General features: G+C 45.9%; 19 protein-coding genes. 14 read left to right on the top strand and 5 right to left on the bottom strand.

Annotated elements, in window-relative coordinates; translation table 11 throughout:
• Positions 1-7: 7 nt before the first annotated feature.
• Both CSH93_RS12020 and CSH93_RS12015 read left to right on the top strand, forming a co-directional pair.
• Positions 8-634, top strand: a complete 627-nt coding sequence (locus CSH93_RS12020) for a flavin prenyltransferase UbiX (RefSeq protein ID WP_100643982.1) — start codon at positions 8-10, stop codon at positions 632-634.
• On the top strand, positions 635-1,435 hold the full coding sequence (locus tag CSH93_RS12015) for a S1/P1 nuclease (protein ID WP_100643517.1): 801 nt from the start codon (positions 635-637) through the stop codon (positions 1,433-1,435). It abuts the gene before it with no gap.
• Here CSH93_RS12015 and rraA read toward each other — a convergent pair.
• Positions 1,432-1,917 carry a ribonuclease E activity regulator RraA gene (gene rraA, locus CSH93_RS12010; protein WP_100643516.1) on the bottom strand — a complete coding sequence of 162 codons (486 nt, stop codon included), beginning with the start codon at positions 1,915-1,917 and terminating at the stop codon, positions 1,432-1,434. The two genes, CSH93_RS12015 and rraA, sit on opposite strands and share 4 nt — an antisense overlap.
• A 145-nt stretch (positions 1,918-2,062) precedes the next feature.
• On the opposite strand from rraA, the gene CSH93_RS12005 reads away from it, so the two are divergent.
• From CSH93_RS12005 to CSH93_RS11975, 8 genes are read left to right on the top strand one after another with little or no spacing between them, the layout of a single operon-like run.
• On the top strand, positions 2,063-2,605 hold the full coding sequence (locus tag CSH93_RS12005; RefSeq protein WP_240615590.1) for a phosphatase PAP2 family protein: 543 nt from the start codon (positions 2,063-2,065) through the stop codon (positions 2,603-2,605).
• A gap of 4 nt (positions 2,606-2,609) precedes the next feature.
• On the top strand, positions 2,610-3,680 hold the full coding sequence (locus CSH93_RS12000; RefSeq protein ID WP_100643514.1) for an MJ1255/VC2487 family glycosyltransferase: 1,071 nt from the start codon (positions 2,610-2,612) through the stop codon (positions 3,678-3,680).
• 49 nt (positions 3,681-3,729) lie between these two features.
• Positions 3,730-3,894 (top strand): LPS translocon maturation chaperone LptM, encoded by a 165-nt coding sequence (gene lptM, locus CSH93_RS18290; RefSeq protein ID WP_420807256.1) that lies wholly within the window; start codon positions 3,730-3,732, stop codon positions 3,892-3,894.
• Entirely contained in the window at positions 3,895-5,145 is a 1,251-nt protein-coding gene (gene lysA, locus CSH93_RS11995; RefSeq protein ID WP_100643513.1) for a diaminopimelate decarboxylase, read from the top strand.
• A 35-nt stretch (positions 5,146-5,180) separates the two neighbouring features.
• Complete coding sequence (dapF, locus tag CSH93_RS11990; protein ID WP_100643512.1) at positions 5,181-6,011, top strand: diaminopimelate epimerase; 831 nt, start codon at positions 5,181-5,183, stop codon at positions 6,009-6,011.
• Entirely contained in the window at positions 6,008-6,703 is a 696-nt protein-coding gene (locus CSH93_RS11985; protein WP_100643511.1) for a DUF484 family protein, read from the top strand. The genes dapF and CSH93_RS11985 overlap by 4 nt, the downstream gene beginning before the upstream one ends.
• Positions 6,704-6,706: 3 nt before the next feature.
• Positions 6,707-7,609: a tyrosine recombinase XerC gene (xerC, locus tag CSH93_RS11980; RefSeq protein ID WP_100643510.1), complete on the top strand. Its 903-nt coding sequence runs from the start codon at positions 6,707-6,709 to the stop codon at positions 7,607-7,609.
• Positions 7,610-7,616: 7 nt separating this feature from the next.
• A complete protein-coding gene (locus tag CSH93_RS11975) occupies positions 7,617-8,333 on the top strand; it encodes an HAD-IA family hydrolase (RefSeq protein ID WP_164078359.1) in 717 nt (238 codons plus the stop codon).
• Positions 8,334-8,340: 7 nt separating this feature from the next.
• On the opposite strand, the gene cysE is transcribed toward CSH93_RS11975, so the two are convergent.
• Both cysE and CSH93_RS11965 read right to left on the bottom strand, forming a co-directional pair.
• On the bottom strand, positions 8,341-9,144 hold the full coding sequence (gene cysE, locus CSH93_RS11970; protein WP_100643508.1) for a serine O-acetyltransferase: 804 nt from the start codon (positions 9,142-9,144) through the stop codon (positions 8,341-8,343).
• A gap of 128 nt (positions 9,145-9,272) precedes the next feature.
• On the bottom strand, positions 9,273-10,544 hold the full coding sequence (locus tag CSH93_RS11965; RefSeq protein ID WP_100643507.1) for an alpha/beta hydrolase: 1,272 nt from the start codon (positions 10,542-10,544) through the stop codon (positions 9,273-9,275).
• A gap of 197 nt (positions 10,545-10,741) precedes the next feature.
• Between CSH93_RS11965 and CSH93_RS11960 the strand changes: the two genes are divergently transcribed.
• From CSH93_RS11960 to CSH93_RS11945, 4 genes are all read left to right on the top strand, one after another.
• Entirely contained in the window at positions 10,742-11,872 is a 1,131-nt protein-coding gene (locus CSH93_RS11960; RefSeq protein WP_100643506.1) for a DUF5694 domain-containing protein, read from the top strand.
• Positions 11,873-12,109: 237 nt separating this feature from the next.
• Entirely contained in the window at positions 12,110-12,820 is a 711-nt protein-coding gene (locus tag CSH93_RS11955) for a hypothetical protein (RefSeq protein ID WP_100643505.1), read from the top strand.
• A 166-nt stretch (positions 12,821-12,986) separates the two neighbouring features.
• Positions 12,987-15,155 (top strand): DNA helicase II, encoded by a 2,169-nt coding sequence (gene uvrD, locus CSH93_RS11950; RefSeq protein WP_100643504.1) that lies wholly within the window; start codon positions 12,987-12,989, stop codon positions 15,153-15,155.
• Between the two features lie 46 nt (positions 15,156-15,201).
• Positions 15,202-16,446 carry a GGDEF domain-containing response regulator gene (locus CSH93_RS11945; protein ID WP_100643503.1) on the top strand — a complete coding sequence of 415 codons (1,245 nt, stop codon included), beginning with the start codon at positions 15,202-15,204 and terminating at the stop codon, positions 16,444-16,446.
• Here CSH93_RS11945 and rarD read toward each other — a convergent pair.
• Positions 16,443-17,357, bottom strand: coding sequence for an EamA family transporter RarD (rarD, locus tag CSH93_RS11940; RefSeq protein WP_100643502.1), 915 nt, complete (start codon positions 17,355-17,357; stop codon positions 16,443-16,445). The genes CSH93_RS11945 and rarD overlap by 4 nt on opposite strands.
• Positions 17,358-17,413: 56 nt before the next feature.
• A complete protein-coding gene (locus tag CSH93_RS11935; RefSeq protein ID WP_100643501.1) occupies positions 17,414-18,751 on the bottom strand; it encodes a magnesium transporter in 1,338 nt (445 codons plus the stop codon).
• Positions 18,752-18,773: the final 22 nt, after the last annotated feature.

Here is an 18,773-nt window from a genome sequence, read left to right as displayed (position 1 = left end):
CGACCCAATGAACAAACGTATTACATTAGCCATTACTGGTGCATCAGGTGCGCCGTATGCAATGCGTTTGTTGGCACAGCTGATTGCAGCTGATTATCAAGTATTTCTGATGGTGTCATCAGCGGCCAAAGTCGTGTTTGCCACCGAAGAAGATCTTAAAATTCCCTCAGGCAATGAAAAAGCGTCTGATTGGTTCAGTCAGCAGCTTAATGCAAAGCCGGGTCAAATTATTTATTGTGGTAAAGAGGATTGGTTTTCACCTGTTGCTTCAGGCTCGTCAGCTCCCAAACAAATGATAATATGTCCGTGCAGTACAGGTACGCTGTCAGCTATAGCCAGAGGTGCATGCGACAATTTAATAGAGCGCGCTGCCGACGTGGTGATAAAGGAACGCGGGCAGTTGATTATTGTTCCCCGTGAGATGCCGCTGTCATCTATTCATTTAGAAAATATGCTGTCTTTAAGTCAACATGGCGTTACCGTTATGCCAGCATCTCCGGGCTTCTATCATAAACCGAATAGCATTGATGATTTAATCGATTTTGTGGTGGCACGCATACTGGACCACCTCAACATTCAACAAAACTTAGTCGAACGCTGGGGCTACGCCAGTCAACTTCATGAGGATAAATAAATGAGACTAAACGTTCTCCTACCATTAACGATTAGTTTAACACTCGCCAGTTCACAAGCCTTAGCATGGGGACAAGTCGGTCACCGAGTGACTGGCAAGATAGCGGAAGATTACTTATCTAATGAAGCTCAAGCGGCGATTGCACAATTACTACCGAATGAGACGCTAGCTGAGGCGTCGAGCTATGCAGATGAACAGCGTTCAAACCCAGCCCACTTTTGGCAAAAGGTCGCTGGCCCTTTCCATTACGTTACGGTACCGGAAGGAAAGCATTATCACGAAGTAGGCGCCCCTGAAGAGGGCGATAGTGTGACAGCGCTAAATGATTTCCGTAAAACCTTGTTAGACAGCAACGCAAGTGTCGAGCAAAAGCAGTTGGCATTGCGTTTTATCGTGCACATTATTGGCGATTTGCACCAGCCACTGCATGCTGGCAATGGCACTGACCGTGGTGGCAATGATGTCAAAGTGCGCTTCTTCTGGGAAGATTCAAACCTTCACCGCGTATGGGATTCAGGCATGATCGATCAGCGTCAGTTATCTTATTCAGAGTGGGCTGAATGGCTGGGTGCAAAAATCTCTGATGAGCAAGCAAGCGCCTGGTGGGACGCAAATCCTGAAACGTGGATCACGGAATCTACCGGATACAGAGACGAGCTTTATCCAAAAGACGCCAATAACATGTCGTGGAATTACTTGTATGATCACATTCCCACGGTTTCACTCAGACTTCAGCAAGCGGGCGTGAGAATAGCGGCGTATCTTAACGAGGTTTATGCCAGCGAAGAAAAGTCTAATTAATCCACGTCTAAAGGTTCAGGGGACAAAATGACGCCGGTGCTATCAGCATATATGTGATCTTCTGGAAGGAAGGTCACTCCGGCGAAATTGACCGCTAAATCAACATCCCCGGTCTGTTCGTCGTCAGCTAGCACTGGAATGCTGCCCACAGCAAGAATACCGATATCGAGCTCTTCAAGAACATCCACGTCGCGTACGCTGCCATAGCAGATTATGCCTTCCCACTGATTATCAGTTGCTGTTTGCGCAACATTCGCATCCACAAGTGCACGTCGTAGTGAGCCGCCACCATCAATCAATAGCACCTTACCTTCACCATTCTCGGTAACAACCCGGTCAATAAGCCCTTTGTCTTCGTAACACTTGATTGTGGTGATTTCACCGCCAAATGAGAGTCTACCGCCATAACTGGAAAATATTGGTTCGACAACATCAACGCTATCTGCAAACAGATCACATAACTCTGAGGTGTTGTACTCCATGACTATTCCTTAAACATGCTCGCTATACGACTCTTGCAGTCTAGCACCGAGTCTCTGCATTACGCCAGTCTGCTAGCACCAATTGTCATGAACACGTCTTAAAAGCGTCACGTAATTGTCATCCCACAAGATTAATTTAGCCAACATGAGCCGCTACAGGGCCAAGCGAATGTTGCTAAGAGGCATAGTCGACAAAGATCGCAGATTGTTTTACCGAATTTTTAATGCGAGCAGATATATCGGTGCTCGCCCCATATTATTCGTGTCTAAAACAGGTGACGGTTATTTGTACCTGTTTATCGCCGCCATGCTCTGGTTCTTTGACCCTGTGCACGGACAGCTTTTCTTGTACGTAGGCTTGCTAGCGTATTCTCTAGAATTACCTCTGTTTGTGCTTCTCAAGAAACTGCTCAAGCGACCGCGGCCTGCAGATTTGTTGCATAACTTCGATGCTCACATCACACCGGCAGACAAATTCAGTCTCCCCTCAGGGCATACCGCAGCTGCGTTCTTGATGGCCACCATCCTGAGTTATTTTTATCCGCTCATTGCGGGCTTGGTGTTTGTCTGGGCGGGTTTAATTGGCTTATCTCGCGTATTGCTGGGAGTTCACTACCCAACAGACATTCTCGCGGGGGCAGCCTTGGGTACGAGTATCGGACTAGTTAGTATCAGTTTAATGGCGTAAAGGTATGTTAAAAATAGCTTATGGTGTCCAAGGCACTGGAAATGGTCACATCACACGCGCTCGCATCATGGCGAGTGCATTTGCTGAAAGAAACGATGTGCAAGTCGATTACATATTTTCAGGTCGTCCTGCGTCACAATATTTCGACATGCAAGCTTTCGAGGGGTATCAATTATTTGATGGCTTGAGTTTCTCTACCCAACGCGGCCGTGTAAATCACTTTCAAACACTCAAAAACGCGAGACCCCGGGCATTTTTGCGCGACATCAAAGCACTGGATCTAAGCGGATACGATTTAGTGCTCAATGACTTTGAACCCGTCACCGCTTGGGCAGCAAAACGCGCTCAGGTAACTTCTATGTCAATAAGCCACCAAGCGGCTTTCGCACTGGGCGCACCTAAAACCGGAGCTGGCATCATTGATAAACTCATTATGCGCTATTTTGCCCCCTCGGATATTAAGTTAGGCGTGCATTGGTATCACTTTGGTCATTCCATTATGCCGCCGTTTATCCATGATGTCCCAGTGTCTAGCGCTTCTCATACTGACTACCTAGTTTACTTACCTTTCGAATCACGTCAGGATATTAGTAACATGCTAGAGCCGTTGAGTGATGTGACCTTTAGCTGCTTTCATCCACAGGTGAATAGTATTCAACGCGAGGGACACATTACTTGGCACCCAACGGCTGTAGCACCCTTCCAATCTGCCTTAAAGCAATGCAAAGGTGTCATTGGTAATGCCGGGTTCGAGCTTTCAAGTGAAGCTTTAAAACTTGGGAAAAAGCTGCTTATCAAGCCTCTAGCAGGCCAATTTGAGCAGTTATCTAATGTGCATACACTCATGCAACTAGGATTGTGTGATGCGATGTTCCAACTTGATACTGACGCCGTTGAAGAATGGCTCAGCAGCGCAGGTATAGAGCCGATTATTTTCCCGAATAATCCACACGCCTTAATTGATTGGCTCGTGAAGCGCGAATGGGATAATCCGCAACACATTTGTGAGTATCTTTGGAAACAGGTCAAATTTCCTGAACATACAAGACAACGGTTAATGACACTTGCTTTTTAGAGTGTCGATGCGATGATATCGGCCTCGTTCGATAAATTGCTTAAACACTGTGAACAAACCATCTTTTTTGCGTCCGGTCGTCCTTACCTGCCTCTGTGTTTTAACACTCAGCGCTTGTGGCTATCGCGGCGCGCTATATCTACCTGACCAAAATAAGCCTGATCAGACGACTCCCGACAGCACGGTAGAACAGCCTTCAGAAGAGCAACCGTAAATGGATTATTTTACTCAAAAAAATGGCCGCTTATACGCCGAAGACGTGCCAGCAGACACCATTGCTAATGAACAGGGCACACCGTGTTATGTTTATTCCCGCAAGACCTTAGAGCGTCATTGGCGTGCTTTTGATAATGCGGTCGGCAGTCACCCTCACTTGATTTGCTATGCGGTCAAATCAAACTCCAACTTAGGTGTCTTAAGCGTGTTGGCCAAACTTGGCTCAGGCTTTGATATTGTATCTGGCGGTGAGCTAGCGCGAGTAATCGAAGCCGGTGGTGATCCAACCAAGGTAGTGTTTAGCGGTGTGGGGAAAACTGCCGATGAAATTCGTTTCGCGTTGGAGCACGATATCTTCTGTTTTAACGTAGAATCTGAAAACGAATTGCACCGTATCAATGCAGTAGCCGAATCTATGGGGAAACGCGCTAAGATTTCATTGCGTATTAACCCAGACGTAGATGCGAAAACGCATCCTTACATATCCACAGGTTTGAAGGCCAACAAATTTGGTATTGCCAGTGAGCGCGCGATAGAAGTGTATCAATTGGCCGCAAGTCTGCGTCACCTCGAAGTGGTGGGTATGGACTGCCACATTGGCTCACAGCTGACAGATTTAACCCCTTTTGTTGATGCGCTATCTCGCTTGTTGGTGTTGATAGATGAACTTGCCACCTTAGGCATTCATATTCGTCACCTTGACGTTGGCGGTGGACTCGGCGTGCGTTATCGTGATGAAAACCCGCCTCATCCAGATGAGTATGCGGCGGCCATGGCTGATAAATTAAAAGGCCGAGAAGATTTAATGTTGATTTTGGAACCTGGTAGGGCAATCAGTGGTAACGCTGGTATCTTACTGACCAAAGTTGAATTTATAAAAGCCGGCGAAGAAAAGCATTTTGCCATTGTTGACGCCGCGATGAACGATTTGCTGCGTCCCGCGCTTTATTCTGCGTGGCAAGACATTGTACCCGTAGTTGAAAATAATACCGCTCCCACAGCTATGTATGACGTAGTGGGGCCAGTTTGCGAAACAGGTGATTTTCTTGGCAAAGATCGTGAATTAGCGATCTCAGAAGGTGATCTTCTGGCCGTTAGAAGTGCAGGCGCATACGGTTTTGTCATGGCATCAAATTACAACAGTCGTTGCCGTCCAGCCGAGGTCATGGTTGACGGTGAAGACGTTTATGTTGTGCGAGAACGAGAAAAACAAAAAGATCTCTGGAAAGGTGAGCATAAACTTTCGTAAACTAGCGATATAACGAAAATAAAAATGCGCTGTAGATGCAAGTAGAATTCTCAAAAATGCATGGGCTGGGTAATGACTTTGTGGTTATCGACAACGTTACCCAGAATGTCTTTTTGTCCAAAGAGAAAATTCAGAAACTCGCTGACCGAAATTTTGGTATTGGCTTCGACCAACTGCTGATGGTAGAGCCACCATACGACCCGGACCAAGATTTTCATTATCGAATTTTTAACGCAGACGGCTCTGAAGTGTCCCAATGCGGTAATGGTGCCCGCTGTTTTGCGCGCTTTGTGAAGCTGAAAGGCCTGACCAACCGGAATAAAATAGTGGTTAGCACTAAAGCCGGCAAAATGGTGCTTTACATTGAGCGGGATGGAAATGTAACCGTGAATATGGGTAAACCTACATTCACGCCAAATGAAATTCCGATGGTGGCGCAAAAAGAAGAAAAAACTTATGTTATTCGCGCCGATGACCACACTCTTTTCTGCGGTGCCGTATCAATGGGTAATCCACATTGTGTTATGGAAGTAGAAGATGTCCAGAGTGCACAGGTAGACACACTTGGGCCTTTGTTAGAGCGGCATGAGCGCTTTCCAGAAGGTGTCAATGTTGGCTTTATGCAGGTGATAAACCCAAGCTATATTAAGCTTCGTGTGTTTGAACGTGGGGCTGGTGAAACATTAGCCTGTGGCAGTGGGGCATGCGCAGCTGTTGCAATAGGACAAATTCAAGGTAAATTAGGTAAAGATGTGCGAGTTGAATTGCCTGGAGGCAATCTAAAAATTCGCTGGCAAGGTAAGGATAACGTACTAAAAATGACTGGACCTGCAGAACATATTTACGACGGGCAGTTTCAACTATGAAAGATGCAACACAAACTGCTCAATCTTCAGTGACTCCGCTCGAGACCGGCGACGAATTATTGCCGAGCGCGGAGAGTGTACGTACGTTTTTACTGCAGAATCCTGAGTTCTTCTCACATTACCCAGAATTACTCGAAAAGTTAGTTATTCCGCATGAACAACATGGCAGCGTGTCACTGGTTGAAAAGCAAAGTGAGATCCTGCGCAATAAAGTACGTCAATTAAGCCGAAAAATTCATCAGCTGATCGCGATAGCAAAGCAAAATGAGCGTATTTATCGCGTTTATGTCGATCTCAATATCAAGTTGTGGCAATGCAAAGATTTTTCAGACATCCAAAATACACTTGAGCAAGTCATGCTGACGCAGTTAAAGCTTTCAGCTGTCGCGGTTAAGCCTTTTGTGGGTCCTTATGCAATGTCTGAATTGCATCAACGCCTATTCACTGAAAAACATTTCAAAAATAAAGTATTTTATTTCGGTCGCCTCAGTGATCATGAAAAGCACTTATTGTTTGATGAACAACCGGCGGAATCCGTCGTTCTAGTCCGTTTAGGCACGGAAAAAGATTTGGGGATTTTGGCCGTCGGTAGCAATGACCCTGGGCACTTTAACCCCGATATGGATACCTTGTTGCTAACGCAGCTGCAGCAATTTCTTAATATTCTACTGCCCGACGCACTCGGGCTATAGCATGTGGCCCTGCAAAGCTCTATAAAGCAATTAATCGCTGAGTTTATTCAGCATTTACGAGCTGAAAGGGGTCTTTCTGAGAGAACCTGCGAACAATATCAACGTCAGATCACTGCGCTGGTAAACGATGTAAACATAAATGACTGCCGCGATCTTTCCCAAGCACATATCAAGCAAGCAATAATGCAGGCTAGACAACAAGGCTTGAGCGCTCGTAGTACAGCGACTCGTTTATCTGCCATGCGGACTTTTTGCCAATACTTACTGCGCAGACAATTAATCGATGCCGACCCATGCGAGGGCGTTTCCGCACCCAAACAGTCTAAACCACTACCTAAACAGCTCAGCGTAGACGAAGCACAAAGACTGTTAGATGACGCCAGTAACGATGACAATGATCTGCTGAACGTTCGTGATTTAGCGATGTTTGAACTAATGTACGGCTGTGGATTACGCCTGTCAGAACTGACCGATTTAAATCTGCAAGACATTCAACCCGATCATACATTGCGAGTGACCGGCAAAGGGTCTAAACAACGTATATTACCTATCGGAAAGAAGGCGCGCGAAGCGCTGTCTCGTTGGCTTAAATTACGCGCCACCTTTGCTCACGCAGACGCAAAAGCAGTATTTCTCAGTAAACAACAAAAACGAATCTCAAATCGGCAGGTGGCAAACCGGTTAAACCGTATCGCAATTCAACAAGGCCTCGACAGTGCGGTAAATCCGCACAAACTGCGCCACTCATTCGCGACTCACGTACTCGAATCGAGTGGAGATTTACGCGCAGTGCAGGAGTTACTTGGACACGCTAACCTGTCGACGACGCAAGTCTATACACACTTAGACTTTCAACATCTTGCTGCGGTGTATGATAAAGCGCACCCGAGAGCTCGGAAGAAATAGGTATATTATGATTTTCTATCGCCCAATGTCGCCAATATCAGCGCTAAGCTTTGATTTAGATGACACTCTGTATGACAACGGGCCGATTATTCGTGAAGCGACCCATTCATTAAATCAATTCTTAACGCGACAATACCCTACTGTTGCTGCATTGCTGCCCACACATTGGGCAAAACACCGCAAAGCTGCCCTGCTCAATGATCCTCGCCTAGCGTCAGATATGAGCCGTTTACGCCACTGCGTATTACGCGCGCTTGCATCAGATGCAGGCCTTAGCGAAACACAACAAAAAGCTGTTGCTGATGAGGGACTAGAACATTTTTATCACGTTCGCAGTAATTTCTCGATAAATGAGAATATTTATTCTTTATTGAAAGAGTTGAAAAACCATTGCCCGATCGTGGCGATAACCAATGGCAACGTTAATGTTCAGCAAGTTGGTATTGCCGATCTATTCAGCGAGGTTTTCCAAGCTAATATCCATGCCCCAATGAAACCACACCATGCCATGTTTGAATCGGCCTTAGCCCATTTGCAATTGCCGCCTCAACAATTGCTGCATGTTGGCGACAACCTGATCAAAGATGTTTGGGGCGCGCATCGCTTGGGAATACAAACAGCTTGGTTCGCCTGCAACCGGCAGATGGACCTATCCTCTGAGCGCACGCACGTGCTACCGACTTTACAACTTGATTGCTTGCAGGAACTAACCCAACTATTTTAAAGAATAACTATTCTTTATCTTCTAGTACGTTCTGCTTCATGGAATCGCAAGGCATACAGCAATCGGGTTTACCCACAATTTTTGCTGGCACGCCTACAACTGTTACGCCACTGGGTACATCACTAAGCACCACACTGCCAGCGCCAACTTTGGAGCCCTTGCCAATTTCAATATTACCTAATATTTTTGCACCAGAGCCCAGCATAACCCCTTCACGAATTTTAGGGTGGCGATCGCCGGATTGATTACCCGTCCCTCCGAGCGTTACGTTTTGCAGAATAGACACATTGTCTTCGACAACGGCGGTTTCACCGATAACAATGCCCGTGGCATGATCAAACATAACACCTTTACCGATACTCGCTGCGGGGTGAATGTCTACACCATATACTTCAGAATTCCGGCTTTGTAGAAATAATGCTAAGTCATGACGGCCGTTGTGCCACAAGTGATGCGCTAAGCGGTGCACTTGCACGGCTTGGAACCCTTTAAAGTACATCAAAACGGGTAAGTAAGCTTCAACAGCTGGGTCACGATTGACGATAGCCGTTATGTCACACATGGCGGCTTCTACAATATCGGGCGACAACAAGTAGGCTTCATCAAACACCTCTCGTACCGCCAGCACTGGCATCACGCTATCGGTTAATTTATTGGCAAGAATAAAGCTGAGTGAGCTTTCAAAATTGTGATGCGCAAGAATACAGGCATGCACATAACTGGCAAGCAGGGGTTCATGCTTAATGGTCGCCTGTGCTTGTTGCTTTAGGGTTAACCAAAAAGACTGCGTGTCTGTAGACGTTAGGTGCATGTGAAAATTCCTTAGTCAGATACTATGAATGTAAGGGCATTCATCCCTAAATCAATATAACCGGATTAAAAACCATTTTGTTTCATCGTGCCGTGTAGTCATTTACCCAAACGCATCTAACCCGCCGTTTACTGCGGGTTTAGCGAAGCCAGCTTTTCTTCAATAAGGGGAACTAAATAAGCCAGCTGTTGCTGCTTCGCAAACACAAGTGCACGTTGATATGTTTGCGTCGCTTCAGTGATATCGCCCTTTGCCTCAAAGGTTGCAGCCAAACCTGCCCAGGCTTTAGCTGCTTGAGGACTTACTTCAATCCAATAATGATAAATTCGCTCTGCTTCGTGGTATTTTTCTTGTCCTCTTAAACGACTCGCAGCCGCTCTCAAACAATTCGCGTTGCGGCGAAGATCGGTATTTGGTGTAACGGTAAATCCAATGGCTGAGCTCAAGCTATCATAGTATGCAAACAATGCATCAACTGGCTTTTCTTGCTGCAAGAACTCTCTGAACTTCATGCTCATATCCCAATCTTTACGCGGGAAAATCAAGTCCAAAGCGCTTAGAAGCCCTGGTAGCGCCATCGAATAATGGCCGTAATTGTCTATATGCTCCACGCGCAGCTTAAAATTTCGCGAGGTGTAAGGCTTTAATGCTTCTTGTAGTGCCGTCACATTACTCTGTCGCGCAGGGTTACTAGCGGCCTCCTGCTGCGCCGACGCGACATACAAATAGCCTTTCCGATCCGGTGTTTTCGCTAAGCTTTCTGCAATCTTTTCGATAAACGTCGTATCAGGTGAATAGCCCATGCCGATGACATCTGTCGCGGCGAATACGATGTGTGCATTAAATAGCTCTGGCGATTTCCACAACGTGTGTAAAGTAAATGCTGCTGAAGGAGACATACCAATCAACACCCTGAAGTCATGTGTGCGGTACGTTTTATCAATGAGTGGAACTAACTCCTCTTGCATAAATGCGAGGTATTTATCAGCCTCTCCACCGGCAAATCCATCTAGACGAGAATCTGGCGCAACTCGCCAACCGCTTTTACTGGCGTAAATTTCCGGCCCCCATGCATAATCCTCGTCACTGTCAATCGCTACGACGATGGCTTTCGGCATACCAGCAGTTTGCCCTAAATGAGTTATCACGCCGGCAACTGATTGGGACAACACCCAACCATCGAGGGTGTAGATCACTGGGTAGCGAATGTGATCAGCCATCTGATAGTAATCTTCAGGCAGATAAACATGAACCTTGGGTGGGTTCTCCAATATCGTTGAAGAAAGCGTCAACGCTGTAGCATGCGATAGGGGATTCTCATCTACAATAGTAGCGGATGGTCCTATCGCCAGAGAGACTTGTGTAAAAACAAGAAAACAGAATGTCAGTAATAAGCGCATAATGGGTATTTAAGCCGAGTTGAATTATCAACGGGCAAAATACACCAATACCAACCATAATCACTTGCAAAACGGTCAAGTAAAAACTGCAAACGCCCACTGCCCGTGAAACACGTTTGCTTACAATTTGCTCACCCGGCTTAAACTTTTCATATTTGCCTTGCGACTCACACAAAAATGAATAGGAATTTATACCCATGCGCAAGATAACTGCATTTCGCCAGATTTCGCCCTTTCTGCTTTGTTTTGTCATTGCGAGCGTCAATGCAGCGACAGCAAAACTGCCGGGGACACCTTCTTTTGAACGCTTGGGTGCAGCGCCCATGTTTAACTTCGCAGGTGTGCAAAGCGATATTGGCAGTTCTCCTACGCGTATTTTGGTGCTAGGCACATCACACTTGGCATACCAGCCCAAAGAATCTTTTGATCCTGCACACTTATCGATTGTGTTGGACCGGCTAACAGCTTTCTCACCCGATATTATTGCCATCGAAGCCGTTAACGGGCGCACGTGTGACGAAATACAACGATATGACGCACTTTACCCTTCCGTACAGCAGTACTGCACAGATACTCAAGAGGTACTTAAAAGCTTAAACATGACAAGACCCGAGGCGGCTTCGGCAGTAGAAAAATTTAAACGACACTGGCCTCAAGCACCCTCGCCAGCCGACAGAAGACGTCTTGCCTTGATGCTTTATGCCTCAGGTGAGATTTGGTCAGCAACGCTTCAATGGGCAAAGTTAACCAGCAACCAGCGTATCCCAGCAGATGGCGTTACAGATCCATTAGTCAACGCTTTAAATAAAAACATCAATTCTCGCAATGAAAATAACCTGATTGGCGTGGAAATCGCTCACAGAATGCAACTCGACATGATCACTATGATGGATGACCATTCGGCAGATTATATTTACCTTCATGCACCAGAGTCATTGCTTCCCGCGATACAAGCGGTATGGAAAAAAGAACATCCTTTGCAACAACAAGTTGAGCAGATGTTAGACTCACTAACCGGTTCCCCAGAAGCCATGTTGAAAAACTACTTGTACATCAATTCTGCTGCTTACCAACGCTACACTATCGAAAATGATTTTGGACTGGCGACCGCCTCAACGGATCAAAACGGCGTTGCCCGCCAATATGTTGCCTGGTGGCAGGTGCGTGGATTGCGAATGGCAGCAAATGTACTGGAAGCGGCTGGCAATCACCCCGGTGCAAACGTGCTTGTGATTACAGGCTCTTCGCATAAGGCTTATTTTGAGAGTTACCTCGATCAAATGCACGATATTGAGTTAGTCAGTGTTGAATCCGTGCTTACGCCATAACTTGTAATTCTTAATCTTTTAACAATGCTAAGGGTGTTTTAATTACTTAAGCTTGCCTGTTAATAATACTGTGAAAGAGTGCCCATTGCTCCTAATAGCAATGGCTAACACTGGCTTAGATACTGCCTATTTGTATGCGCCAATGAAAGCCAAACGCTATAACAACTGAAAGAAAATTGGTTATTCATCCATTCTTTGATAGTTTCTTAATGTTTATCAATTCCATGGAAACCAGTAGTGAATAAACCGTCTAGCCATGATGAGGATTATCAAGCGCTCAGCGAGCTGTATATTTTCGAAGAGATCTACAACTTCGCCAAAGCCTCAACCGGCTTAGCCATAGCGATTTCTTACCTCATTTTGTTGTTGTCGAGCATGGCCTATCTGTATGTATTTTATGGTGAATTTAATGTGCAGATAGTTAAATACATAACGTTTGAAGATATCCTCGCAACCCCTCTAAAAAACCCTCTTTTTCTGTTTATCTTGTTAATGATCTTGTGTGTCCTTTCTATTGCGGATGCTGGGAACAGAATGGGTGCGCGCTATCGACTAGAGTATGCTGACAAACCCAAACCCATTTTGGTAAAGGTATTGATATATGCTTTCTGGGCTCCCAAAAATAGAAAGACAAACATTAAAACCACAGGGAGCATTGTCGTTTTATCCTTTTGTGTATACGTGTATGCAGCTGCGCACATGGAAGCGAATGGCATTAAAGAAGGTAAAGGATCAAAAGCCGAAATTACTCTAGCCGACGATACCAGCAAGGTTTTTGTGACCTTATTAGGCAGCACCACGAATTATGTGTTTACTTATGATCATGAAGAGCAAGAAGCCATCATTTACTATGTAGAGTCTATCCGCTCATTAAAAGAACTAAGGGAAAGTGGCGCGGCAGAACAAGAAACACAAAAACAAACGCCTAAAGCCGACATTAACGTGTAATCTATGCCACCAGAGTAAGCGCATAGGCAAGTACCTGACGAGAAATTATAGGTTGGTGTCTGTCTTATGTGAGTACCATTTTACATTAAATCAAACGACTAGTGCTGTATAAATTAACAGATAAACTGGTATACTGGCGGTTTGTTGTAGCCATTATCAAAGCACTATGGATGTCTCTCGTTTACTCGACGATTTAAATGATAAACAACGCGATGCCGTTGCCGCTCCCCCCTCAGATATGCTGGTTCTTGCAGGTGCAGGCAGTGGCAAAACGCGCGTATTAGTACATCGTATCGCTTGGCTGATGGAAGTTGAGCATATTGCTTCCCATAGTATTTTGGCCGTGACCTTTACCAATAAAGCTGCGCGCGAAATGCGCGGTCGCATCGAGTCTTTGATGGGCCAATCGCTACACACTATGTGGATTGGTACTTTTCACGGTTTAGCCCACCGTTTATTGCGCAGTCACTATGAAGAAGCGCGTTTACCTCAAAGTTTCCAGATACTCGATTCCGATGATCAATACCGCTTAATTCGGCGAGTGTTAAAAAGCATGAACTTGGATGAAAAACACTATCCGCCCAAGCAAATTCAATGGTTTATCAATGGGAATAAAGACGAGGGGTTGCGTCCTGAGCATGTTGAAACTCATAACGACCCAACACAAACACGTATGCGCGAAATCTATACGGTTTATCAGCAAACCTGCGATCGAGCGGGCTTAGTTGATTTTGCTGAATTACTGTTGCGCGCCCACGAATTGTGGCTAAATAAGCCTGCGCTATTAGCGCATTATCAACGCCGTTTCCGCGCCATACTGGTTGACGAATTTCAAGATACTAACAACATCCAATACGCTTGGTTAAAGCTGCTCGCAAGCGGTGATAACAATATGATGATCGTTGGGGATGATGACCAATCCATTTATGGCTGGCGCGGTGCAAACGTCAATAATATTCAATATTTCTTACGTGACTTCGAAGGCGCGAATACTATCCGGCTCGAGCAAAACTACCGTTCAACAGGCACGATCCTCAAGGCTGCCAATGCCGTAATCGACCACAATCAAGGCCGTTTGGGTAAGGAGTTATGGACCGATGGAGAAGAAGGCGAGCCAATTGCCTTGTATGCCGGTTTTAATGAAATGGATGAAGCGCGATTTATCGTTTCACAAATCAAGCGGTGGCACGATTACGGCAATGCGCTCAGCGACTGTGCGATCCTGTACCGCAATAACGCCCAATCTCGCGTATTAGAAGAAGCCTTGTTACATCAAGCTATCCCCTATCGCATATATGGCGGCTTACGTTTCTTCGAACGCCAAGAAGTAAAAGATGCGTTAGGCTATCTGCGAATGGTCAATCAACCCCTCGACGATGCCGCATTTGAGCGTGTTGTAAATACACCCACACGCGGGATTGGCGAGCGAACATTAGCCCAAATCCGCGAAAGTGCACGCACGCTAGAGCAATCGATGTGGCAAACCAGTCTTACCTTATTAGCTGAGAAACGCTTGTCTGGACGCGCAGCAACCTCGTTGCAAGGTTTTATAGAGCTAGTGTTGTCATTGAAAGAAGCAATGGCAGATGAACCACTTGAAAAGCAAGCTGACATTGCGATTAAGCGCTCGGGCCTTTTTGCCATGTATCAAGCCGAGAAGGGCGAAAAAGCCCAGTCTCGTATCGAAAACTTAGAGGAATTAGTGTCGGCGTGTAAAGCGTTTGAGATGCCTGACGATGTCGAAAACATGACCATGTTAGATGCCTTCTTAGCCCATGCGTCTCTGGAAGCGGGTGAAGCACAAGCCGATAGCCATCAAGATGCAGTGCAAATGATGACTATTCATACGGCAAAGGGTCTTGAGTTCCCTATGGTATTCCTTGCTGGTGTAGAAGAGGGAATGTTCCCTGGTCAGCAAAGTTATGATGAACCAGGCCGCTTAGAAGAAGAGCGCCGGCTGTGTTATGTCGGAATGACGCGCGCGATGCAGAAGCTGTATATCACGTATGCAGAATCGCGACGCGTTTACGGTCAAGATAAATACCACACACAATCACGCTTCATAAAAGAGATGCCCCAAGAGTGTATTGAAGAAGTCCGCTTGCGCAATACCATCACACGCCCAGTGCAAAACCGTTTTAGCCAACAATCGACACAAGAAGCTTTCGATGATAGTGGTTTTGCATTAGGTGACCGAGTAATGCACCCGAAATTTGGTGATGGCACTTTATTAAATTGTGAAGGCTCAGGCCCACAAGCGCGAGTGCAGGTTAATTTTGACGATGTAGGCACCAAATGGTTGGTATTGAGCTACGCTAAATTATCGAAATTATAGCGTGCATGGTATACATTTAAGTTATCTATGACGCGGTGATCTCAGCATGCAAAAGAAAGTACTGGTTATTGAAGATAGTTCTATCAGTATGAACATCATCAAAAAACTGGTCCAGCAGGCAAAGCTGCTGCCGATTTGCGCGTCCACTCTCACTGAGGCCAGGCACTTATTCGGTGAGTCCAACCCAGAAGAATACTTGTGTGCCGTCGTTGACTACAACCTGCCAGACGCCCCTTTCGGTGAGGCCATTGACTATACTATTGCCAGTTTTCTGCCCACGATTGTAGTAACCGGCAGGGTGGATGACGAAACCCGTAATCACGTGCTTGGCAAAGAAGTTGTCGATTATATTCCCAAAGAGAATGCACAGGTTTATGACTACCTGAGTCGCCTGATGGCACGTCTAGAAAAAAATAAACAGATTGGTGTACTGGTCATTGATAGCTCACGTAATAGCAGGACCCAAATGAGTTCTATGCTGCGTCGACACAATTTCCAAACGTATGAAGCCGATTGTGCTGAAAAAGGCATTGCCATGTTGCATGAACGAGACAACATTCAGCTGGTGATCACCGATCAATTTATGCCCGACATGACCGGCACTGAGTTAGTTGCTGAATTGCGAAAATCATTACCCAAAGAGCAATTGGCGATAATTGGTGTGTCGTCTGGAAACAGTGGCCTACTGTCTGCTCGATTTTTGAAAAGCGGCGCTAACGACTTCTTGCATAAGCCTTTTTGCCAGGAAGAGTTTTTGGTGCGTATTAACCAAAATGTCGAATACATCGAAAACGTAGAAGCCATCCGTCGAGCCGCTAACTCTGACTACTTAACCGGGCTACCAAATCGCCGACATTTTTTCTATTCAGTGAATCATGTGTCGCGCAATCAACCTGAAAATCAAGCCGTTGCATTGGTTGACTTAGATCACTTTAAGCAAATCAACGATACCTATGGTCATGACGCGGGTGATAAGGTGCTCAAAGAGGTGGCGAAGCTCCTTGCGAGCCAATTTTCAGATGTGCATGTTTCTCGCTTTGGTGGCGAGGAATTCTGTATTTACCTACCCGATCATGCACCCGCTCAAGTAGTCGAGCGTCTGGATGCCTTTAGAGAGTCTTTGGCACAAAAACCCATCCGCTTTCAACAAGAAGATATCAAGATTACTGCCAGCATCGGTGTAACCACAGTAGGGCGCAAAAACTTGGATGCAATGTTAGCCACGGCCGACGTGCTGCTATATCAAGCCAAATCAAGCGGTCGTAACCAAGTGGTTGATGATATCGCTTAAACCGGCCTTGCTTTTGCCGCTTTGCGAGTCAGGCGATAATTGCGCAACGAATCCCAACAAAAGATAACCAAGGCGGTCCAAACAAAGCCAAAGGTTATGACACGCGCTTGGTCTATAGGCTCGTTGTAAAAGAAAACCGCCAAAATAAACATAATGCTTGGGCCAATATACTGGAAAAACCCCAGTGTAGAGTACTGTATCCGTCTAGCCGCCGCGGTAAAACAAAGCAACGGTGCGGTAGTGACCAAACCCGCCATGATAAGCAAAATATTGATATCAAAGGTATTGGCTAACATATTGCTCGATGGACTTGCATACAATGACCAATAAATCACGGCCAACGGCAGCATCATCATGGTCTCAATAAGCAGACCCGGTAGAGAATCTACCGCAACAGTTTTACGCAACAAACCATACAACGAGAAAGAGACTGCAAGCACCAAGGCTATCCACGGCAAATAACCTAGCCCCGCTATTGCCACTGCGACACCGCTGATTGCCAACAACACCGCCACTTTTTGTAGCCGCCGCAGGCGTTCACCTAGAAATATACGGCCAAACAAAATATTAAATAACGGATTGATGTAATACCCTAAACTGGCTTCCAACAGATGGTCATTATTCACGGCCCAAATAAACAATAACCAATTACCGGCAAGTAGCACGCCAGCAACAAGTAATATCAACATGACCTTCTTTGAGGTGATGGCCGCTTTTACTTTGCTCCAGTTATTTCGCAGTGTAATCAATACAATTAAAATAACCGCCGACCAGACAACGCGATGGACCAATATTTCGGTCGCTGGCATATATTGCAACAGCTTGAAGTACATGGGTGCAAAGCCCCACATGCCATAAGCCGCGATGGCAAAAAGTACACCTGCACGTGTTTGTTGTTCAGAGGTTGTCATTAAGGATATTCACCGGCACGGCTAAAGCGCGCATTGTGCGCGATCCAGCGTGAGTTTTACAATAGAAAAAGAGTTCCCAAACCTAAAAAAGCGACAAAGCCTACTATATCAGTGACCGTTGTCAGTATTACCGAACCAGACAATGCTGGATCAATTTTGAGCTTATCCAAAAGAACAGGAATAAACACACCAGCACAGGCTGCGCTGATGATATTCACCAATATGGCTAGTGCGATAACAAACCCTAATACCGGATTAGCAAACCAGAAATAAGCCACAATGCCAATCACCAACGCCCATACGACACCATTCACTCCACCCACCTGAAATTCTTTTTTCAATAGTGCCTGAACGTTGGCTGCCGTGACCTGTTTCAATGCTAAACCACGCACAATCAGGGTTAATGTTTGACTGCCGGCAATCCCCCCCATACTCGCAACAACGGGCATTAATACTGCAAGCGCGACAACCTGTTGTAACGTGGCTTCAAATAAACCGATAAACCAGGATGCCAGAAAAGCGGTTAATAAATTGATACCCAACCATAAGGCACGGTTTTTAGCGCTTTTCGCCACCGGCGAGAATAAATCTTCGTCCTCATCCATACCTGCTGTTGCCATTACTTGGCGCTCATAATTCTCGTTGATCAACTCAGACGCCGCACCTATATCCAGTCGCCCCACCAGCTTATTATTCTCATCGACTGCGGGGAGAGAGGTGTATCCAGAACGCTGCACTAACAATGAAGCCGAAACGTTTTCTTCATTGGCTTTCAACACCGTTAAGCCATCTTCAGCCAGCTCAACTAATGGGATATGCTCTGCAGCATTGAAAACACGAGCAAGCTTAACGGCTTCTGCAAACTGTCCAGAACGATTGAACAAGTAGATAGAATCACAATAGGCGGGTACACCTCGGCGTATCAAACGAATCCCTTCTCTGACTTTCGCATTTAACGGCAACACCAACATATCGTGATTCAACCAGTGACCAATTTGGTCCACCGGATACTGAGTTGCATCATCAAAGTAGGCCTGTTGTTGGGAGTCTAGCGCTTCATAAGCTCTGTCGACTAATCGGTTCGGCAGTGAATCCATCAACTCCAAAAGATCTTCAGCATCAATATCGCTGAAAATACTCGCCCATTGATCTTGTGGCGTTGCATCAATCAGAATTTCACGAGGGTCCGCACGCATCTCAACCAATACATCAAGCATGCGGTGCTTAGGTAGTGCGCTAAACGTTGAGATCCGTTGTTCAACTGGCAGTGACTCAAGGACTAGTGCGATATCGGTGTTATCTAACTCTAACATTGCCGACGAACGCGCAATTTGTGACGTTTCCTCAGGAGTACTGACTAACTCTTCGATCAATTCAGGTAACTGTTCAGTCATTGTTCGATCCTTAAAAACTTGT

It is taken from the genome of Neoalteromonas facilis, from assembly GCF_002807665.1.
Taxonomy (GTDB): Bacteria; Pseudomonadota; Gammaproteobacteria; order Enterobacterales; family Alteromonadaceae; genus Alteromonas_E; species Alteromonas_E facilis.
The sequence above is the reverse complement of the archived record's forward strand: the minus strand, read 5'-3'. Positions and strand labels throughout refer to the sequence as shown.